Consider the following 15,728-nt stretch of genomic DNA (forward strand, 5'->3'; position numbering starts at 1 on the left):
GGCACCGTTCGAGCTGCACCAGACGCACAGTCCTGGCCCCGGACCGGCTCCGGCCCGTCGGACGTCATGCGCGGCGGTCGCCCCGGGCACCGGACCGCATGACGTCCCGGGTGCGGCGGGACACGCCACCGTCCTGCACCGGACCGACCGCCCCGGTGAAGAAAACGCGGACGCGTTCCGGGCCCCGCTGAAGAAAACGCGGACCGGAGCCCGCGACACGCCGATGCCGGGCCACCTCCGGTCCGCGTTTTCCTTCGTCCAGCGCGCACTTTCCTCGCCCCCGAGCGCGCGGACGGACTCAGGCCCGCTCGGCCCGCTCGACGTTGCGGAGGAACCCGGCGCCCCACGACAGGTGCATCGTCATGATCACCGCGGGCAGCCACGCCCGGGCCCGCAGCGGCAGGTCGCGGCCCTCGGGCACGGACGCGGCAGTGACGGCCGCGGCATACCCCACCGGCGCCGCCCAACCGACCTGCAGCACGCGCGAGCCCGTGACGGCGCCGAGGACACCCGCGGCCGTGCCGAGCGCGACGGCGGCCGTGACGACCGGCGGGGCGAGGTAGCGCAGCGACGCGGTCTCCGGGTAGTGCTCGACCACGCGGCGACGCCACCGGCCCGAGCCGTGGAACTGCTGCGCGAGGGCCCGCACGCTGCGGCGCGGGCGGTAGGTGACGGCGATCGAGGGGTCGAACCAGATCTCCTCGCCGGCCGCCCGGATGCGGTGGTTGAGCTCCCAGTCCTGCGCGCGGCGGTAGCGCTCGTCGTACCCGCCCAGCTGCTCCAGGACCGCCCGCCGGAACGCGCCGAGGTAGACCGTCTCCGCCGGCCCCGCCTCGCCACCCACGTGGAAGCGTGAGCCGCCGATGCCGAGCCGCGAGCTCATCGCCACGGCGACGGCCCGGCCGAAGTCGTCCTCGCCGACGACATCCATCCGACCGCCGACGTTGGCCGCACCCGTCGACTCGAGCAGCTCGACCACGCGCCGCAGGTAGCCGTCGGGCAGGAAGCCGTGGGCGTCCACCCGCACGACGTAGGGCTGCGTGGTCGCGGCGAGCGCGGCGTTGAGGGCCTGCGGGGTGCGTCCCGTGGGGTTCGGTACGACGCGCACCCGCGCCTCCCGGGCCGCGATGTCCGCGGCGATCGCCTCGGTGGCGTCGGAGGAGGGCCCGACGGCGAGGACGACCTCGACGGGGCCGTCGTAGTCCTGGGCGAGCACCCGGTCCACCGAGTCCGCGAGGTAGGGCTCCTCGTCGAGCACCGGCATCACGACCGAGACACCCGGAAGGGTCAGGGACGGAGCGGTCTCGGGTGAAGTCTCGGGATGCACCGGCGGAATGTTACCGATCGCCCTACCGTGCTCCCATGTCCCTCCGCCGCAGCGCGGCGGCCGGCGTCGGATCCCTCCTCCTCCTGCTCGGCGCCGCCGCGCCCTCGCCCGCCGCCACCGACGTGCCGATCACGTGGACCGTGACCGCCGGCCCGTCCACGACCGACGACGGTTCCTCCGACACCGAGGACCCGTCCGTCGTCCCGGTCCCGCCCACCGCCCGGCCCGGCGAGCGGGCGCGCACCGCCGCCACGCACCCGCTCCGCACCGGCGACACCGTGCGGCTCGCCACGGGCGTCTACCTCAAGACGTTCAGCGAGGTGGACGAGCGCGGGGGGTACGTCGGCAAGCTCGTCGCCATCGACCTCGGCGGGTCGACGAAGGTCCGCCCCGACCACGCCTGGAGCGGCCAGGTCGCGACGCGTGCCACCCTCGACCGCCTCGTCGGGCCGAACGCCGTCGCCGCGATCAACGGCGACTTCTTCGACATCGACACGACGGGCGCCCCCCGCGGGTTCGGCATCAGCCGGAGCGCCGGCGTGCTCAACGGCCGGGAGAGCGGCTGGAACTACGCGGTCTGGATGACCCGCGGGGGCAGCGTCGGTCTCGGTCAGCTCGACCTGCAGGCCCGCCTCGTGGAGTTCCCCGGTCTCGCCGTCAGCGCCTGGAACTCGGGCGCGGTCGCGGCCGACTCCGTCGGCGTCTACTCGTCGGCGTGGGGCACCTCGATCGACGCGCGCCCCGTGACCGCGGGCGCGAGCGACGTGCGCACCGTCGTCGTCCGCGACGGCCGCGTCGTGCTCAACTCCTCCGCGCCCGTGCGCACGGTCCCGCGGGGCGGCTACGTGCTGGTCGCCCGCGGCACGGCGGCGACGCAGGCCGCGCAGATGCCCTACGGCACGCTCGTCACCCCCCGCGTCGCCGTGCCGGGCAACGTGGCGTTCGCGGTCGGGGCCAGCGGTCCCCTCGTGCGGGACGGGCAGGTCGCGAACCGCAGCGACACGACGCTCGCCCCGCGCACCGTCGTCGCCTACGACCGCGACACGCACCGGCTGCTGCTGTTCGTCGTCGACGGTCGCTCCGAGCGCAGCCGCGGCATCACCCACCTCGAGGCGGCCGAGATCGCGCTCTGGCTCGGCGCGGACGAGGCCCTCAACCTCGACGGCGGCGGCTCCTCCACGATGCTGGCCCGTGTCGGCGGCCGGATGGTGACCGTGAACCAGCCCTCGGACGGCAGCAAGCGGCCCGTGCCCAACGGCATCCAGGTGGGCTACCCCTGACGGGTGCCCCACCGCCGCCTCGCCGGACTCAGATCCAGCCCATGCGGCGCGCGGTGGCGCAGGCGTCGTGGCGGTTGGCGGCCCCGAGCTTCGTGACGGCGCTCGACAGGTAGTTGCGCACCGTCCCCGGCGAGAGCGACGCCCGGCGGGCGATCTCCTCGACGGGCGCCCCGTCCGCCGCGAGCTCGAGCACGTCCGCCTCCCGCGGCGTCAGCGGGCTGTCACCGGCGCTGATGGCCTCCGCCGCCAGCTCCGGGTCGACGTGACGCCCACCGTCGTGGACCGTGCGCACGACCCCCGCGAGCGTCGCCGCCGAGGTCGTCTTGGGCAGGAACCCCCGTACGCCGGCGGCGAGCGCCCGCTTGAGGTGGCCGGGCCGCCCGTGGCTGGTGACGATGACCGCCACGCACCCGGGGGCCGCCGTGGCGAGGCCCTCCGCGACCTCGATCCCGTCGGGACCGCGCCCGTCGCGGCCGGGCATCTGCAGGTCGAGCACCGCGACGTCGGGGCTGGTCTTGCGCGCCATCGCCAGGGCCTCCTCGCCGCTCGCGGCCTGCGCGACGACGTCGAGGTCGTCCTCCAGCGCGAGCATCTGGGCCAGCGCCTCGCGGATGAGGTTCTCGTCGTCGGCCAGCAGCACCCGGATCATGCGGGCTCCTCCCCTCGTCCGGCCGCGGTGTCGGCCGGGAAGTCGACGCGGAGCACGAAATCGTCGTCGCTCCGCGCGGTGGTGAGCGTCGCACCCGCCGGGGCGAGCCGTTCCCCGAGACCGAGGAGGCCCGTGCCCGCGTGGGCCGGGTCGGCGGGCCGGGCGCCGTCGTTGCGCACGACGAGCGACCCCGCACCGCCCGCACCGCCCACGCCGCCCACGCCGCCTGCGCCCTCCGTGTCCCGCTCCCAGCGCACGGCCACCCGGGTCGCGGTGGAGTGGCGCAGCACGTTGGTGATGGCCTCCCGGACGACCCACCCGACCGGCTCCCGCCACCGGGGCGGCAGGTCGTCGAGGTCCTCGTGCCAGGCGATGCCCGCGGACCGCAGCAGCGACCGGGCGCCCTCGAGCTCCGTGGTGAGGTCCACCGGACGGTAGCCGCGGGCCAGCGCCCGCGCCTCGCGCAGCGCCTCGTGGGCGGCGGCCCGCACCTCGAGCATCGTGGCGGCGGCGCGCTCGTCCCCGCGCTCGGCGAGGCGGGAGGCGAGCTCCGCCTGCACCGCGATCGTCGACAGGTGCCGCCCGAGGACGTCGTGCACGTCGCGGGAGAAGCGGAGCCGCTCCTCCGCGATGGCCAGCCGGCCCTGGGCCTGCCGCGTCTGGTCGAGCTCGCGCACCACCGCGAGCAGCCACAACGACGAGCGGAGGGTGAAGACGAAGAACGCGTAGACCCCGAGCCAGGCCACGGCGGCGGGCGACCCGGCCGCCCCGAACAGCACGAGCGTGCCGCCCACGAGGAGCACCGGGCCGATGGCGACCGCGGCCCGGCCGCGCACGGCGCCGACGCCCCACGCGACCGTGCCGGCGACCACCGTCACGACGAGGCCGCGGTCGTCCTGCGGCAACGCGAGCCCGAGACCCAGCGCGACGAGCGCGGCGACGACGTTGGCGGCGGTCGCGCGGCGTACCGCCGGGTCGTCGAGACGGGGCCGCACCTGGGCCATCGCGACCCGGAGGCCGACCGTGGCCGCGAGCGCGGTGACCACGACGACCACGCTCAGCAGCAGCGCGGTGCGGACCGAGGCGAGCGCCTCCGGCCGGAACACGACGACGGAGAAGCCGACCCACCAGACGAGGACGTAGAGCGAGACCTTGGTGTAGAGCTCGACGCGCTGCACGTCCGTGCGGCGGGTCCAGAAGCCGTTCCACCGTGCCATCGGCCCTCCTCCCCTCGTTCGGTCTGCGTGCGGCGGGGCGCAGGCGACCATCATGGCCGCCCGCGCCCCGCGGGTGTCCCGCGCGTCCCCCACGCGCCCGGGACCGTTCGGGAGGCGGGTCAGCCGCGCGGCTCCCACCGCATCGACCGCGCCGCGAGGGAGGCGGCCACGACCGCCCACACCGCGAGCGTCACGAGCGGCTGCGCGGACGCCGCGAACGAGTCGCCGAACGAGACCGCGGCGCCGTCGGCGTCCTGGCCGAACCACCCGATCCGCACGAGCGCGTCGAGCGCGGCACCCGGCGTCCAGGCGAGCACCGACTGCGCGCGCTCCGGGAGGATCGCCGCGAGCGAGCCGACGACGGCCACGAGGATGACGGGCATCGAGGTCAGCTGGGCGGCCTCGGCGTTCTTCGTCCAGGCGGCCGTCCAGAACGCCAGCGCGGCGAACGCCGCCGCCACCAGCAGGGCGGCGAGGCCCACGAGCACGCCGTTGTGCGGCAGGGGCTGACCGAGCGCCGCGGCGACCGGCACGCTGATCGCGACCACGGCGAGCAGCACCACGACGCCGGGCAGCGCCATCGACGCCATGATCTCGCGGTCGGTCGCCTCACCGGTGCGCAGCCGCTTGAGGACGAGCTCGTCCCGGCGGGTCACGGTGAGCGAGAGCAGGTTGTAGTAGACCGGGAAGATCGCGGCCAGCATCAGCACGTTGGTGAGCGCGGAGATGCCGGCGCCGGTCTCGCCGCGCGACCCGACGAGGAGCAGGGCGAGCGGCCCCAGCGGCATCACGACCGCGTAGACGAACGTCATCCGGTTGCGCACGAGGAGCACCGTGTTGGCGCGCGCCATGCCCAGCACGCGCCGCGCGGCGGACCCCTGCGGTCGAGCGCTCGCCCCCTGCTGCGCGGCCTCGTACGACGCGGGCGTCAGGTCGATCGTGCTCATGTCAGGCCCCCTTCGGGCTGGTGGACGGGCTGGCGGGCGCGTCCCGCCGGTCGTCGGTGCTGGAGTCGGCGATCGCGAGGAACACCTGCTCGAGGCTGGCGCTGCGGGCGTCGAGGCCCTCGAGGCGCACCTTCTCGTCGCGGGCCCAGTCGAGCAGCGCCGTGAGCGTCGCCTGGAGGTCGACGGTCTCGACGACGGTGCGGGGCTGCCCGTAGGACGCGGGGTCGACCACGCCGCCCGCCAGGTGCGGCAGCGCCCGCTCGAGGCGGTCGAACGCGATGGTCGAGGGGTGGCCGTCGGCGATCTCGCCGGCGGTGCCGCTGCGCACGATGCGACCGCCGTGCATGATCTCGAGCCGGTCGGCCAGGGTCTCGGCCTCCTCGAGGTAGTGCGTCGTGAGGAGCACCGTCGCCCCCGCCGCCCGCAGGCCGCGCACCAGGCGCCACACCTCGCGGCGGCTCTCGGGGTCGAGGCCGGTCGTCGGCTCGTCGAGGAACACGAGCTCGGGCCGGCCCATGAGCGTGCACGCCAGGTCGAGCCGGCGCCGCTCGCCCCCCGACAGCGCGCTCACCTTCACCGTGGCGCGGGCGCTCAGGTCGAGCATCGCGAGCGCCTCGTCGACGGGTCGCGGCGTCGACAGCGTCGACTGCCAGAGCCGGGCCGTCTCGGCGACGGTCAGGTCACCGGAGAAGCCACTCGTCTGCAGCAGCACGCCGGTGCGGCGCCGCACCTCGGCCCGGTCGGCGACGGGGTCGAGCCCCAGCACCTCCACGGTGCCGCCGCTGGCGCGGCCCAGGCCCTCGACCACCTCGAGCGTCGAGGTCTTGCCGGCGCCGTTCGTGCCGAGCAGGGCGGTGATCGTGCCGGTCGGGACGTCGAGGTCGACACCGCGCACGGCCTCGAAGGCGGCGGAGCCCTTGCCGTAGGTGCGTCGCAGGCCGCGGACCGAGATCGCGGCCCCCGTCCCGGCACCCGCGGCGGACGCCGTTCGGATCTGCTCTGTCGTGGTCATGCCTCCATCGTGGCCGCGGTCCGGCCCCGCGGTCAGTGCACGACCTCACGGGTTCACCCGCAGCCCTCACGGGTCGTCGATGACATCTGTCATGCTCCGGCGGGTGGCCCCACCGCGTCGTACGTTCACCCGCGCCGAGCTCGAGACCTACCGGGGGCAGGAGGTCCCCGACCTGCTGCCGGGCCCGGACGACCCGCCGCTGCGGCTGCTCTTCGTGGGCATCAACCCCGGCCTGTGGACCGCGGCGACGCAGACGCACTTCGCGCACCCGACCAACCGCTTCTACCCGGCGCTCCACGCCGCCGGGATCATCGAGCGGCCCATCGATCCCGCGGCCGGCATGACGGACGCCGACCGCGACCACCTGCGGTCGCGCGGGATCGGCATCACCAACGTCGTACGGCGCGCGACCGCCCGCGCCGACGAGCTGACCACGGCGGAGTACCGCGAGGGCGGGCAGCGCCTCCGCGACCTCGTGGAGCGGCTGGCCCCGCGGGTGGTGGCGGTGGCCGGGTTGACGGCGTACCGCAGCGCGTTCCACCAGCCCCGCGCGACCGGCGGCCGGCAGGCCGACCCGTGGGGCGGGACCGAGGTGTGGGTCGTGCCGAACCCGAGCGGGCTCAACGCGCACGACACCCCGGCGACGCTGGCGGAGAAGTACGCCGCCGCCGCGCGCGCCGCCGGGGTGCTGGGCTCGTCGTGACGTCCGGGCAGGGCGGGGTGCCCGAGCGCTAGATCACCAGGTCGGCGGCCAGCACGAGCACCAGGCCCGTCACCGACAGCACCGTCTCCATGGCCGACCAGGTCTTGATGGTCTGGGGCACGTCGAGGCGGAAGTACTCCTTCACCAGCCAGAAGCCGGCGTCGTTGAGGTGCGAGAAGAAGACCGAGCCCGCACCGATCGCCAGCACCATGAGGGAGACCTCCCCGGCGCTCAGGCCGTCCACGAGGCCCGCCATGAGCGACGAGGCGGTGACCGTGGCGATGGTCGCCGAGCCCGTGGCGAGACGGATGAGCACCGCCAGCACCCAGGCGAGGAGCATGACGGAGACGTTGGCGTCCTGCGCCCACTCGGCGAGCAGCGTGCCGACGCCCGTCGAGACGAGCACCTCCTTGAAGCCACCGCCGGCGGCGACGATGAGGAGGATGCCCGCGACGCCCGGCAGGGAGGACTCGACGCTGCGGCCGACCTGCTTGAGGTTCCAGCCCAGGCCGAGGCCGAAGGTCCACATGGCGACGAGCACCGCGATGAGGAGGGCGACGAACGGGGTGCCGAGGAGGTCGAGCACGCGGTAGGCCGGGTTGTCCTCGGACAGCGCGATGTCGGAGATCGCCTTGCCCATCATGAGCAGCACGGGGAGCAGCACCGTGGCGACCGTGACGGCGAAGCCGGGACGGCGGGCGCCCGCCGGGGCTCCCTCCGCCGCCGTGCCGGCGCCGGTCCCGCCGGGGCCCTCGCTGCCCGGGCCGTCGTCGTCCTGCGTGCCGGGGCCGGCGGGCGCTCCGACGGCGGCGGGGGCGGGCACGGGCACCCACCGGGCGGCGAGGATGCCGAAGAGCGGTCCCGCGACGATGACGACCGGGATCGCGAACAGGACGCCCAGGCCCAGCGTGATGCCGAGGTCGGCGCCGAGGTTGTCGATCGCCAGCAGCGGACCCGGGTGGGGCGGGACGAGCGCGTGCATCGCGGAGAGCCCCGCGAGCGTCGGGATGCCGATGGCCACCAGGGAGAGCTCGGCCCGGCGCGCGACGAGGTAGATGACCGGCATCAGCAGCACGAGACCGATCTCGAAGAACATCGGGAGGCCGATGAGCGCGCCCACGCCGGCCATCGCCCACGGCAGGGCCCGGCGCGAGGAGCGGCTGACGATGGTGTCGACCACCTGGTCGGCACCGCCGGAGTCGGCGAGGAGCTTCGCGAACATCGCGCCGAGCGCGATGAGGAGCCCGACGCTGGCGGTCGTGGACCCGAAGCCGGTCGAGAAGACGGTGACGACGTGGGCCAGGTCGTAGGGCACGCCGTCGACCTGGGCGTCGGAACCGATCGACGCGATGCCGCCGACGGTGAAGCCGCCGAGCACGAGGGCGAGGAACGGGTGCAGCTTGACGACGGCGACGAGCACCACGACGACCGCGATGCCCGCGAGGCCGGCCCCGATGAGCTGGGCGCCGCCGTTGATGGGCTCGACGAGGTCGCCGGTGGCGGCGCTGGTGAACGCGGCGCTCATCGGGCGCTCCCGTCGGTGACCCAGGACGCCGCCTCGGCCACGATGTCGTCGACGGACTGCGCCACGTCGACGGCGACGCCCGTCTCGTCCTCGCCGAGGTCCTCGAGCGTGTCGAACTGCGAGTCGAGCAGCGAGGCCGGCATGAAGTGCCCGGGCCGGCTGGCCTGGCGCCGCGCGATGACGTCGCGGCTGCCCTCGAGGTGCACGAACACGGCGGTGGGCGCCGCCTCACGGATGAGGTCGCGGTAGGTCCGCTTGAGCGCCGAGCAGGTCACCACTCCCCCGCTCGTGCCGGCGCGCTCGGCGAGCCAGCGGCCGATGGCCTCGAGCCAGGGCCGGCGGTCGTCGTCGTCGAGCGCGTGGCCCGACGCCATCTTGTCGATGTTGGCCTGGGGGTGGAAGTCGTCGGCGTCGCCGAACGGCACGCGGAGCCGTTGCGCGAGGGCCGCGCCGACCGTCGACTTGCCCGACCCCGACACACCCATCACCACGACGAGCGGCGGCTGGTCCTGCTGGCTCATGCGCTTCCTCCGTTCCCGGGCCCGCACCTACGTGCGCGCCGTCACACCAGTTGCCCTCCAGTGTGGGATGATTCATCAGCCGTTTACAAGGCTGAAGCAAAAGAAATCTGATTTGTGAGGAGCGCGCGTGAGCGGAGAGCCCTCTCGCCCGGTCGGGCCCCGCACCGGGACGGTCCTCGACGCCCTCGGCCGGCGCATCGCCCACGGCGACCTGCCGCCGGGCTCCGTGCTGCGGCTGGAGGACGTGGACGCGGCGTACGCCGTCTCCCGGTCGGTCTCCCGCGAGGCCGTGCAGGTGCTGACGTCGATGGGGCTCGTGACCTCGCGGCGACGCGTCGGGATCACGGTCGCCGCGCGTGGCTGCTGGAACGTCCTCGACCCCCGCCTCATCGCGTGGCGCCTCGACGGACCCGAGCGCGACGAGCAGCTGCGGTGCCTCTCGGAGCTGCGGGTCGGGTTCGAACCGGCCGCAGCAGCGCTCGCGGCGGCACGCGCCGACGCGGCCCAGGCGGCCACGCTCGCCGCCGCGGTCTCCGACATGACGGTGCACGCGCGCGCCCGGGACCTCGAGGCCTACCTCGAGGCCGACCAGCGCTTCCACCGCACGCTGCTGGCGGCGTCGGGCAACGAGATGTACGCCGCGCTCGCCCACGTCGTCGACGCCGTCCTCGCCGGACGCACCCACCACGACCTCATGCCGCCCGACCCCGAGCCGGCGGCCATCGAGTGGCACGCGGACGTCGCCGACGCCGTGCGCCGCGGGCGACCCGCCGACGCCGACGCCGCCATGCGGCGGATCATCGCCGAGGCCCAGGAGGCGCAGCAGGCCCGCGCGCGCGAGGGCCGGACTGAGGACGCGGTGGATCGCTGAGCAGACGGGTGCTCAGCGATCCACCGCGCTGATGGTCGCCGTCAGGCGGCCGCCCGCGCCGCGGCGCAGCCGGGACCGCAGGGCGTCACGGTGCCCTCCCAGCCCCGCTGCGAGAGCAGCGTGCCGATCCGCTGCGCCGTGACGCACGCACGGTCGAGGACCTGCCCGTAGGACAGCCGTACCGTCGCCCGACCCTCGACGAGGCTGTCGAGGTCGCGCTCCATGTCGGCGTCGCGCTGGCGGGTCGTGTCGTGGTGGAGCCGCCCGTCGAGCTCGACGAGCAGCCCCTCGTAGGCGTTGTCGCGGTAGACCACGCCGCACCGCAGCGTGCCGCGCTGCTGCCGCTCGGCGGCCGGGAGGCCGTGGGCGCGCTCGACGCGCTCGACGTAGGCCTGCTCGAGCACGGAGCTGGCCCCGTCCGCGACGTCGCGGAGCACGCCGACCCAGAACGCCCGGTCCCGCACGCGCCGCCGTGCCTGGAGGGCGTCGGCGAGCTTGGCGGCGACGGTACGGCGCGCCTGCACCCCCGCGGCCAGGACGGCCAGCCCGTCGGTGCGGGTGGCGCAGCGGAGGGCGACCTCGACGCTGGCCTCCTCGTAGCGCTGCCGGGGTGGTTGCCGGTTCCACTGGACGGCGTCGTCGTCGAACCGGGCGACCCGGTGGACCACGACGCCTCCGGCCGTGCGGAGCCCCCGCACCGGGCGGTCGCGGGCGACCGCGACGTGCACCGGACCGTCGTCGTCGTGACCGCGACGACCCGGCCCCTCCGCCGCGCGGAGCGCCGAGACGCCGTGGAGCGCTGCCGGCCGGGCGTGCAGGACCGCGGCCCACGCCCGTTGCTGCCAGGTCAGCGGGCCCGTGTGCGCGACGTACACGCCCGGGTGCACCGGCACGAGCACCCCCCGGGCGAGCCAGCGGCGGAGCTGCCAGGGCGGAACCGTGAGGTCGTCCAGCACCTGGGAGCGCGCGACGACGGAGTCCTGGTCGGCGAGCAGGGCGAGGACCGGGGCGGGCAACGGTGACGGCACCCCCTCGTCGTTCCCCGCTCGACCCGGCGGGGAACGGGCAGCGGCGCGCCTGTGGACGACCAGTGCGGTGGATCGCTGAGCAGACGGGTGCTCAGCGATCCACCGCGCTGCTCAGCGCTGGCTGCCGCCCAGTGCCCGGCCGGCCGTGACCAACGCCGTGGCGACGCCGAGGACGACGAGGCCGATGCCCACGTAGGTCAGCACGTGGGAGCCCGTCGACTGCACGGACTGGGAGGCCGCCTGGCTCGAGAAGAAGGCGAGCAGCACACCGACGCCGGCGAGGAAGCCGGCGACGAGGAGCCCGTCCCGCAGCCGCGTGACCGCGAGGTCGCCGGACGGCGCCGCCGCCGTTGGACTCCGGGGGTGCTGCGGGTGCTGGGCGTGCTGCGGGGCCTCGGGCGCCGCCGTCGGTCCCGGGACCATCCCGGCACGCCGCTCCTCGGCGAGGCGCGCCGCGCGGAGCCGCGACGACGACGGAGGGTGCGAGGACGGGCGGGCCTGCGGGGCGTGGGGCGCGGCAGCCTGCGGCGCAGGGGGGAGGGCGGGGCCCGAGTAGGCCGGGTAGGTCGGGTAGGTCGGGTGGGCCGGGTACGACGAGCTCGTCGGCCACGCGGGAGCGACCGGGACCTCGAGCGCCGGCGGCACCGGCGGCACCTGAGGGGCGGCCGAGCGTGCGGTGGGCGGACCGAAGGGGCTCGGCCCCGAGCGGCCGCGCGCGGCCACGGGTGCCGCGGGCGCGGCCACCGGCGCCGCGGCCACGGGCGGCACGGCCACGGGCGGCACGGGGAGGGCCTGCCCCGGCGCGACGGGCACCACGGTCAGCGGGGGCAGCTGCTCGATCGGCACCGTCAGCACCGTCGGCGCGACGGGCGCCGCGGGCGCGGGGCCGTGACCCGCGGCGCGCTGGGCGTGGAGCACCTGTGCGAACGCGTCACGGTCGCGCACGTCGGGGAAGGTGAGGCGTGCGGGCAGGAGTCCGTGCACGTGGAGCACCACGCCGTTGACGCCGACGAGCTCGAGCGAGGCCACGTCGGTGAACGGGCGCGTCACGAGGCCGCCCTGCTCGCTCCACGTGAGACCGGCGGAGGACGCCGCCAGCAAGCCGCGCACACCGGAGCGGTTGATGCGCCAGGTGCGCCGGTCGGCCGGCAACCCGGCGACCGCCGGTGCGAGACCCGGCGCCCAGGCGTGGAGGGCAGCGTCGTCGATGTCCATGTGGGTTCTCCCTTCCCACACGTCATCGTGCGCCCGGCATCAGGGCCACGGCGAGGGCCGCGGGGCAGCCTGGACCCAATCTTGACGGCGGCTTGAGGCCACGGCGCCGGGACCGGGGCCGGGGCCAGGACCCGGCGCGGCTCAGGGGCTGACGGTGCCCGCTGCGCCGGGCGCGGCGGAGGTCGGCGGCGCCGTGGGTGCCGTCGCGGTGGGCCCGCCGGTGGGCGTGCTCGTCGTCCCCGACGTGGGCGCGCCGGTGGTCGGCTCGCTCGTGGGGCTGGTGGGGTCGTCCGTGGTCGTGGGGCTCGACGAGCCCTCCGAGCCCGGCTCGCTCGTCCCCGTCGTGCCGTCCGTCGTCGGCTGCGGCGACGGGTCGCGCTGGTCGGTGTCCCCCGACCCGCTGCCGCCGCCGACGAGCTGACCGAACGACGTGCGGGACCCGCCGTCGGAGCCCCCGGTGATGTCGGACGCGGACTTGCCGACGATGCCCTCGATGACGGTGAGCACGAGCATGGCGGCCACGAACAGCCCGGCGGCGGCGAGCCCGACCTTGCCCCAGGGCACGGAGCGCAACGACGAGCCGACGCTCCGGTCGGCCCCGGTCGGCGCCGTCGGCGTGCCCGCTGCGGCGGACGCGGCCTCGGGCCCGGGATCGGACGCGGCCGTGACCGCTGCGAACGTCACCGTCGGCATGCTGCGGGGGTCGACCGGCGCGGGAGGCTGCACGGGGTCCGCGGTCCCGACGATCTCCTCCGCCGGGGTGTCCACGACGAGCGTGGTGGTCTCGCCCTCGGCGCGGCGGCGCAGCGGCACCTGCACCTCGAGCACCTTCTGGCGGCTGCGCTCGAGCGAGGTCGAGTAGAGCGTCGAGGTCACCGAGGCGATGACGCTGCCGAGGGCCGCGCCGGCGAGGGTGCCGACCGCGCCGAGCGTGGAGAGCAGGAAGGCCGACGAGACCGCGGCAAGGGCGCCGGCGACCAGCGTCACCCAGTCGAGGTGGATGCGGGGCTTCTCCGGCGTCGGGGGCGGGTCGTCGGGGGGACGGGGCGGTGGAGCAGCAGCAGACATCGCGATCGATTATGCCGCCGTCGCTCAACGTCCCCGGCGCCACCGGTCCCCCGTGACCTGCCCCACCGATGCGCGACCCAGGAGCCGGGGCTGGTTCGATTGGTCCGTGTTCTCCGACCAACCCGTCGCGATCGCCTTCGCCCTGCTGTGGCTGATCGCCACGCTGCGCGGGGGCGCGACGTACGGGCTCGGGCGCGCGCTGCGCGGCGCCTCGGCGCGCAGCGAGCGGGCCGCGCGCCTGCTCGCGCGGCCGGAGGTGGCGCGGGCCGAGGGCACGGTGCGGCGGTTCGGGGCGCCCGCGGTGACGCTGTGCTTCCTCACGGTGGGCGTGCAGACGGCGGTCAACGTCGCGGCGGGGCTCCTGCGGATGCCGCTGCGGCGCTACGTGCCCGCCCTCCTGCTGGGCGCCGCGCTCTGGGCGACGATCTACGTGACCGTCGGCATCGCCGTGCTCACCGCGGTGTGGGGCGGCCACCCCGAGCTGCTGCTCGTCGCGCTGGTGGTCGCGGTGCTCGCCGTCGTGGTGGCGCGCGCCGTGCGTCGTCGCCTCTGAGCCCCCCGACTGGCAGGCTGTGCCCATGCACCTCGTCGGCGTCGACCTCGCGTGGGGCGAGCGGGCTCCCACCGGCATCGCCGTGCTCGACGAGCGCGGACGCCTGCTGTCCACCACCGCCGTCACCACGGACGACGAGATCGACGAGGTCGTCGCGCCGTACGTCGCCGGGGAGTGCGTCGTCGCCTTCGACGCCCCGCTGGTGGTGCGCAACGCCACGGGCACCCGCCCCGCAGAGACGGCGCTGAACAAGGACTTCCGGGCCTTCGAGGCCGGCACCCACCCGACCAACCTCGGCAAGCCCGAGTTCGCCGACGGTCCGCGAGCGGCGCGGCTGGCCGCCCGCTGGGGCCTCGACCTCGACCCGGACGCGACGGGCCGCCGGGCGCTGGAGGTCTACCCGCACGCGGCGACCGTGGCGCTGCTGCGGCTGGGCCGCACGCTGAAGTACAAGCAGAGCCGCGACCGCACCTTCTCCCAGATGCGCTCCGAGATGCTCCGCCTCGCCGAGGGCCTCGAGCAGCTCGGCCGGGCCCGCACGCCGCTGCTCCTGCACCGCCGCCCCGTGTGGGAGGAGCTGGTCGCGCTCGTCGAGAACGCGCAGCGCAAGTCGGAGCTGCGGCTCGCCGAGGACCGGCTCGACGCCGTGGTGTGCGCCTACGTCGCGCTGCTCGCGGCGCGCGAGCCCGAGCGCCTGACCCGTTACGGCTCCGTCGAGGACGGCGTCATCGTCACCCCGACGCTGCCCGAGGGCCTCGAGCCGGCACCGCGGCGCACGCGCGCGGAGCGGGCGCGGGCCAAGGAGGTCGAGGCGTACGCCGCGCGCCTGCCCGCGACGCAGCACGCCACCGACCAGGCGGCGGCCCTCGTCACGGCCGCGCTCGACGACGCGGGCCTCAACTACCTCTCGGTGACGGCGCGGGCCAAGTCGGTCGCCTCCTTCGCCGCGAAGGCGGCCTCGTTGGAGGACGGGCACCCGCGCTACCAGGACGCGCTGGCCGAGATGGCCGACCAGATCGGCGTGCGGGTCGTGACCTACCTGTCGTCCGACGTCGAGGCCGTCGCCGACGTGCTCGGGGCCGAGCTGACCGTGCTCGGCGACCGCGACAAGGGGCTCGAGACGGCGCGGTCCGGACGCTGGGGCTACTCCAGCCGGCACCTCGACCTCGCGCTGCCCGAGGACGTCGCGCCGACCCCCGCCACCGACGCGCTGCCCGGGCGCATCATCGAGGTGCAGATCCGCACGGCGCTGCAGCACGCGTGGGCCGAGTTCGAGCACGACATCCGCTACAAGGGCGAGGTGCCGCCCGAGCACGCCTCCGAGCTCGACCGGCGCTTCACCCTCGCCGCCGGGCTGCTCGAGCTCGCCGACCGCGAGTTCTCGACGATCCGCGACCAGCTGCGCGGCGACCAGGTGGCCGGGGGCGCGGCCAGCGGCGCCTGGGTGGCCGACGGGGACGGGGACCCGACCCGCGCGGACCGCCACCGGCTCAGCCCGGGCGACCTCGCGGCGTACCTGGCCGGTCGCTACCCCGGCGCCGGCTGGTCCCGCACCGACCACTACGAGTGGATCGCCGGTCTGCTCGCCGAGCTCGGCATCACGTCGGCGGCCGACCTGGCCGGCGCCATGGCGGACGTCGACAGCGAGGCGGTGACGGCACGGATGGACTACCGCTACCCCGCGGGCGCGGTGCGGCGGCTCGACGACGACCTGCTGGCGACGTACGGCGAGCGGTACGTCGAGCTCCCCGGCAACGCGCATCGGGTGGCGCTGCTGTCGTCGCGGCTGGCGAAGCTGGCGGGCTGACGCCC

General features: G+C 75.7%; 15 protein-coding genes. 5 read left to right on the forward strand and 10 right to left on the reverse strand.

Going from position 1 to position 15,728, the window contains the following annotated elements; translation table 11 throughout:
- Positions 1-298 precede the first annotated feature (298 nt).
- On the reverse strand, positions 299-1,327 hold the full coding sequence (locus QE405_RS12360; protein ID WP_307201129.1) for a glycosyltransferase family 2 protein: 1,029 nt from the start codon (positions 1,325-1,327) through the stop codon (positions 299-301).
- A 35-nt stretch (positions 1,328-1,362) separates the two neighbouring features.
- Here QE405_RS12360 and QE405_RS12365 point away from each other — a divergent pair, with 35 nt between their 5' ends.
- Positions 1,363-2,607 (forward strand): phosphodiester glycosidase family protein, encoded by a 1,245-nt coding sequence (locus tag QE405_RS12365; protein WP_307201131.1) that lies wholly within the window; start codon positions 1,363-1,365, stop codon positions 2,605-2,607.
- 28 nt (positions 2,608-2,635) lie between these two features.
- Here QE405_RS12365 and QE405_RS12370 read toward each other — a convergent pair whose 3' ends face one another.
- The 4 genes from QE405_RS12370 to QE405_RS12385 form a co-directional block, all read right to left on the reverse strand.
- Positions 2,636-3,256 (reverse strand): response regulator transcription factor, encoded by a 621-nt coding sequence (locus QE405_RS12370; RefSeq protein WP_307201133.1) that lies wholly within the window; start codon positions 3,254-3,256, stop codon positions 2,636-2,638.
- Complete coding sequence (locus tag QE405_RS12375) at positions 3,253-4,473, reverse strand: sensor histidine kinase (protein ID WP_307201135.1); 1,221 nt, start codon at positions 4,471-4,473, stop codon at positions 3,253-3,255. The genes QE405_RS12370 and QE405_RS12375 overlap by 4 nt, the downstream gene beginning before the upstream one ends.
- A gap of 119 nt (positions 4,474-4,592) precedes the next feature.
- Positions 4,593-5,420 carry an ABC transporter permease gene (locus QE405_RS12380; RefSeq protein ID WP_307201138.1) on the reverse strand — a complete coding sequence of 276 codons (828 nt, stop codon included), beginning with the start codon at positions 5,418-5,420 and terminating at the stop codon, positions 4,593-4,595.
- A 1-nt stretch (position 5,421) separates the two neighbouring features.
- Entirely contained in the window at positions 5,422-6,432 is a 1,011-nt protein-coding gene (locus QE405_RS12385) for an ABC transporter ATP-binding protein (protein ID WP_307201140.1), read from the reverse strand.
- A 103-nt stretch (positions 6,433-6,535) separates the two neighbouring features.
- Here QE405_RS12385 and QE405_RS12390 point away from each other — a divergent pair, with 103 nt between their 5' ends.
- Positions 6,536-7,135: a mismatch-specific DNA-glycosylase gene (locus QE405_RS12390; protein WP_307201142.1), complete on the forward strand. Its 600-nt coding sequence runs from the start codon at positions 6,536-6,538 to the stop codon at positions 7,133-7,135.
- 28 nt (positions 7,136-7,163) lie between these two features.
- Here the strand turns inward: QE405_RS12390 and QE405_RS12395 are convergent, their stop codons facing one another.
- Together QE405_RS12395 and QE405_RS12400 are read right to left on the reverse strand one after the other, a co-directional pair.
- Complete coding sequence (locus QE405_RS12395) at positions 7,164-8,660, reverse strand: GntP family permease (RefSeq protein WP_307201144.1); 1,497 nt, start codon at positions 8,658-8,660, stop codon at positions 7,164-7,166.
- Positions 8,657-9,181 (reverse strand): gluconokinase, encoded by a 525-nt coding sequence (locus tag QE405_RS12400; protein ID WP_307201146.1) that lies wholly within the window; start codon positions 9,179-9,181, stop codon positions 8,657-8,659. The genes QE405_RS12395 and QE405_RS12400 overlap by 4 nt, the downstream gene beginning before the upstream one ends.
- A gap of 127 nt (positions 9,182-9,308) precedes the next feature.
- Between QE405_RS12400 and QE405_RS12405 the strand changes: the two genes are divergently transcribed.
- A complete protein-coding gene (locus QE405_RS12405; protein WP_307201148.1) occupies positions 9,309-10,052 on the forward strand; it encodes a FadR/GntR family transcriptional regulator in 744 nt (247 codons plus the stop codon).
- A gap of 41 nt (positions 10,053-10,093) precedes the next feature.
- Here QE405_RS12405 and QE405_RS12410 read toward each other — a convergent pair whose 3' ends face one another.
- The 3 genes from QE405_RS12410 to QE405_RS12420 all read right to left on the reverse strand — a co-directional run bounded on the left by QE405_RS12410 (position 10,094) and on the right by QE405_RS12420 (position 13,363).
- Positions 10,094-11,068 (reverse strand): hypothetical protein, encoded by a 975-nt coding sequence (locus QE405_RS12410; RefSeq protein ID WP_307201150.1) that lies wholly within the window; start codon positions 11,066-11,068, stop codon positions 10,094-10,096.
- A 123-nt stretch (positions 11,069-11,191) separates the two neighbouring features.
- Complete coding sequence (locus QE405_RS12415) at positions 11,192-12,295, reverse strand: hypothetical protein (RefSeq protein WP_307201152.1); 1,104 nt, start codon at positions 12,293-12,295, stop codon at positions 11,192-11,194.
- 141 nt (positions 12,296-12,436) lie between these two features.
- Positions 12,437-13,363, reverse strand: a complete 927-nt coding sequence (locus QE405_RS12420; RefSeq protein WP_307201154.1) for a hypothetical protein — start codon at positions 13,361-13,363, stop codon at positions 12,437-12,439.
- A gap of 106 nt (positions 13,364-13,469) precedes the next feature.
- Between QE405_RS12420 and QE405_RS12425 the strand changes: the two genes are divergently transcribed.
- Positions 13,470-13,916 (forward strand): VTT domain-containing protein, encoded by a 447-nt coding sequence (locus tag QE405_RS12425; protein WP_307201156.1) that lies wholly within the window; start codon positions 13,470-13,472, stop codon positions 13,914-13,916.
- A 25-nt stretch (positions 13,917-13,941) separates the two neighbouring features.
- On the forward strand, positions 13,942-15,723 hold the full coding sequence (locus QE405_RS12430) for a DUF429 domain-containing protein (RefSeq protein WP_307201158.1): 1,782 nt from the start codon (positions 13,942-13,944) through the stop codon (positions 15,721-15,723).
- Positions 15,724-15,728: the final 5 nt, after the last annotated feature.

The sequence above is a fragment of the Nocardioides zeae genome, from assembly GCF_030818655.1.
GTDB lineage: Bacteria > Actinomycetota > Actinomycetes > Propionibacteriales > Nocardioidaceae > Nocardioides > Nocardioides zeae_A.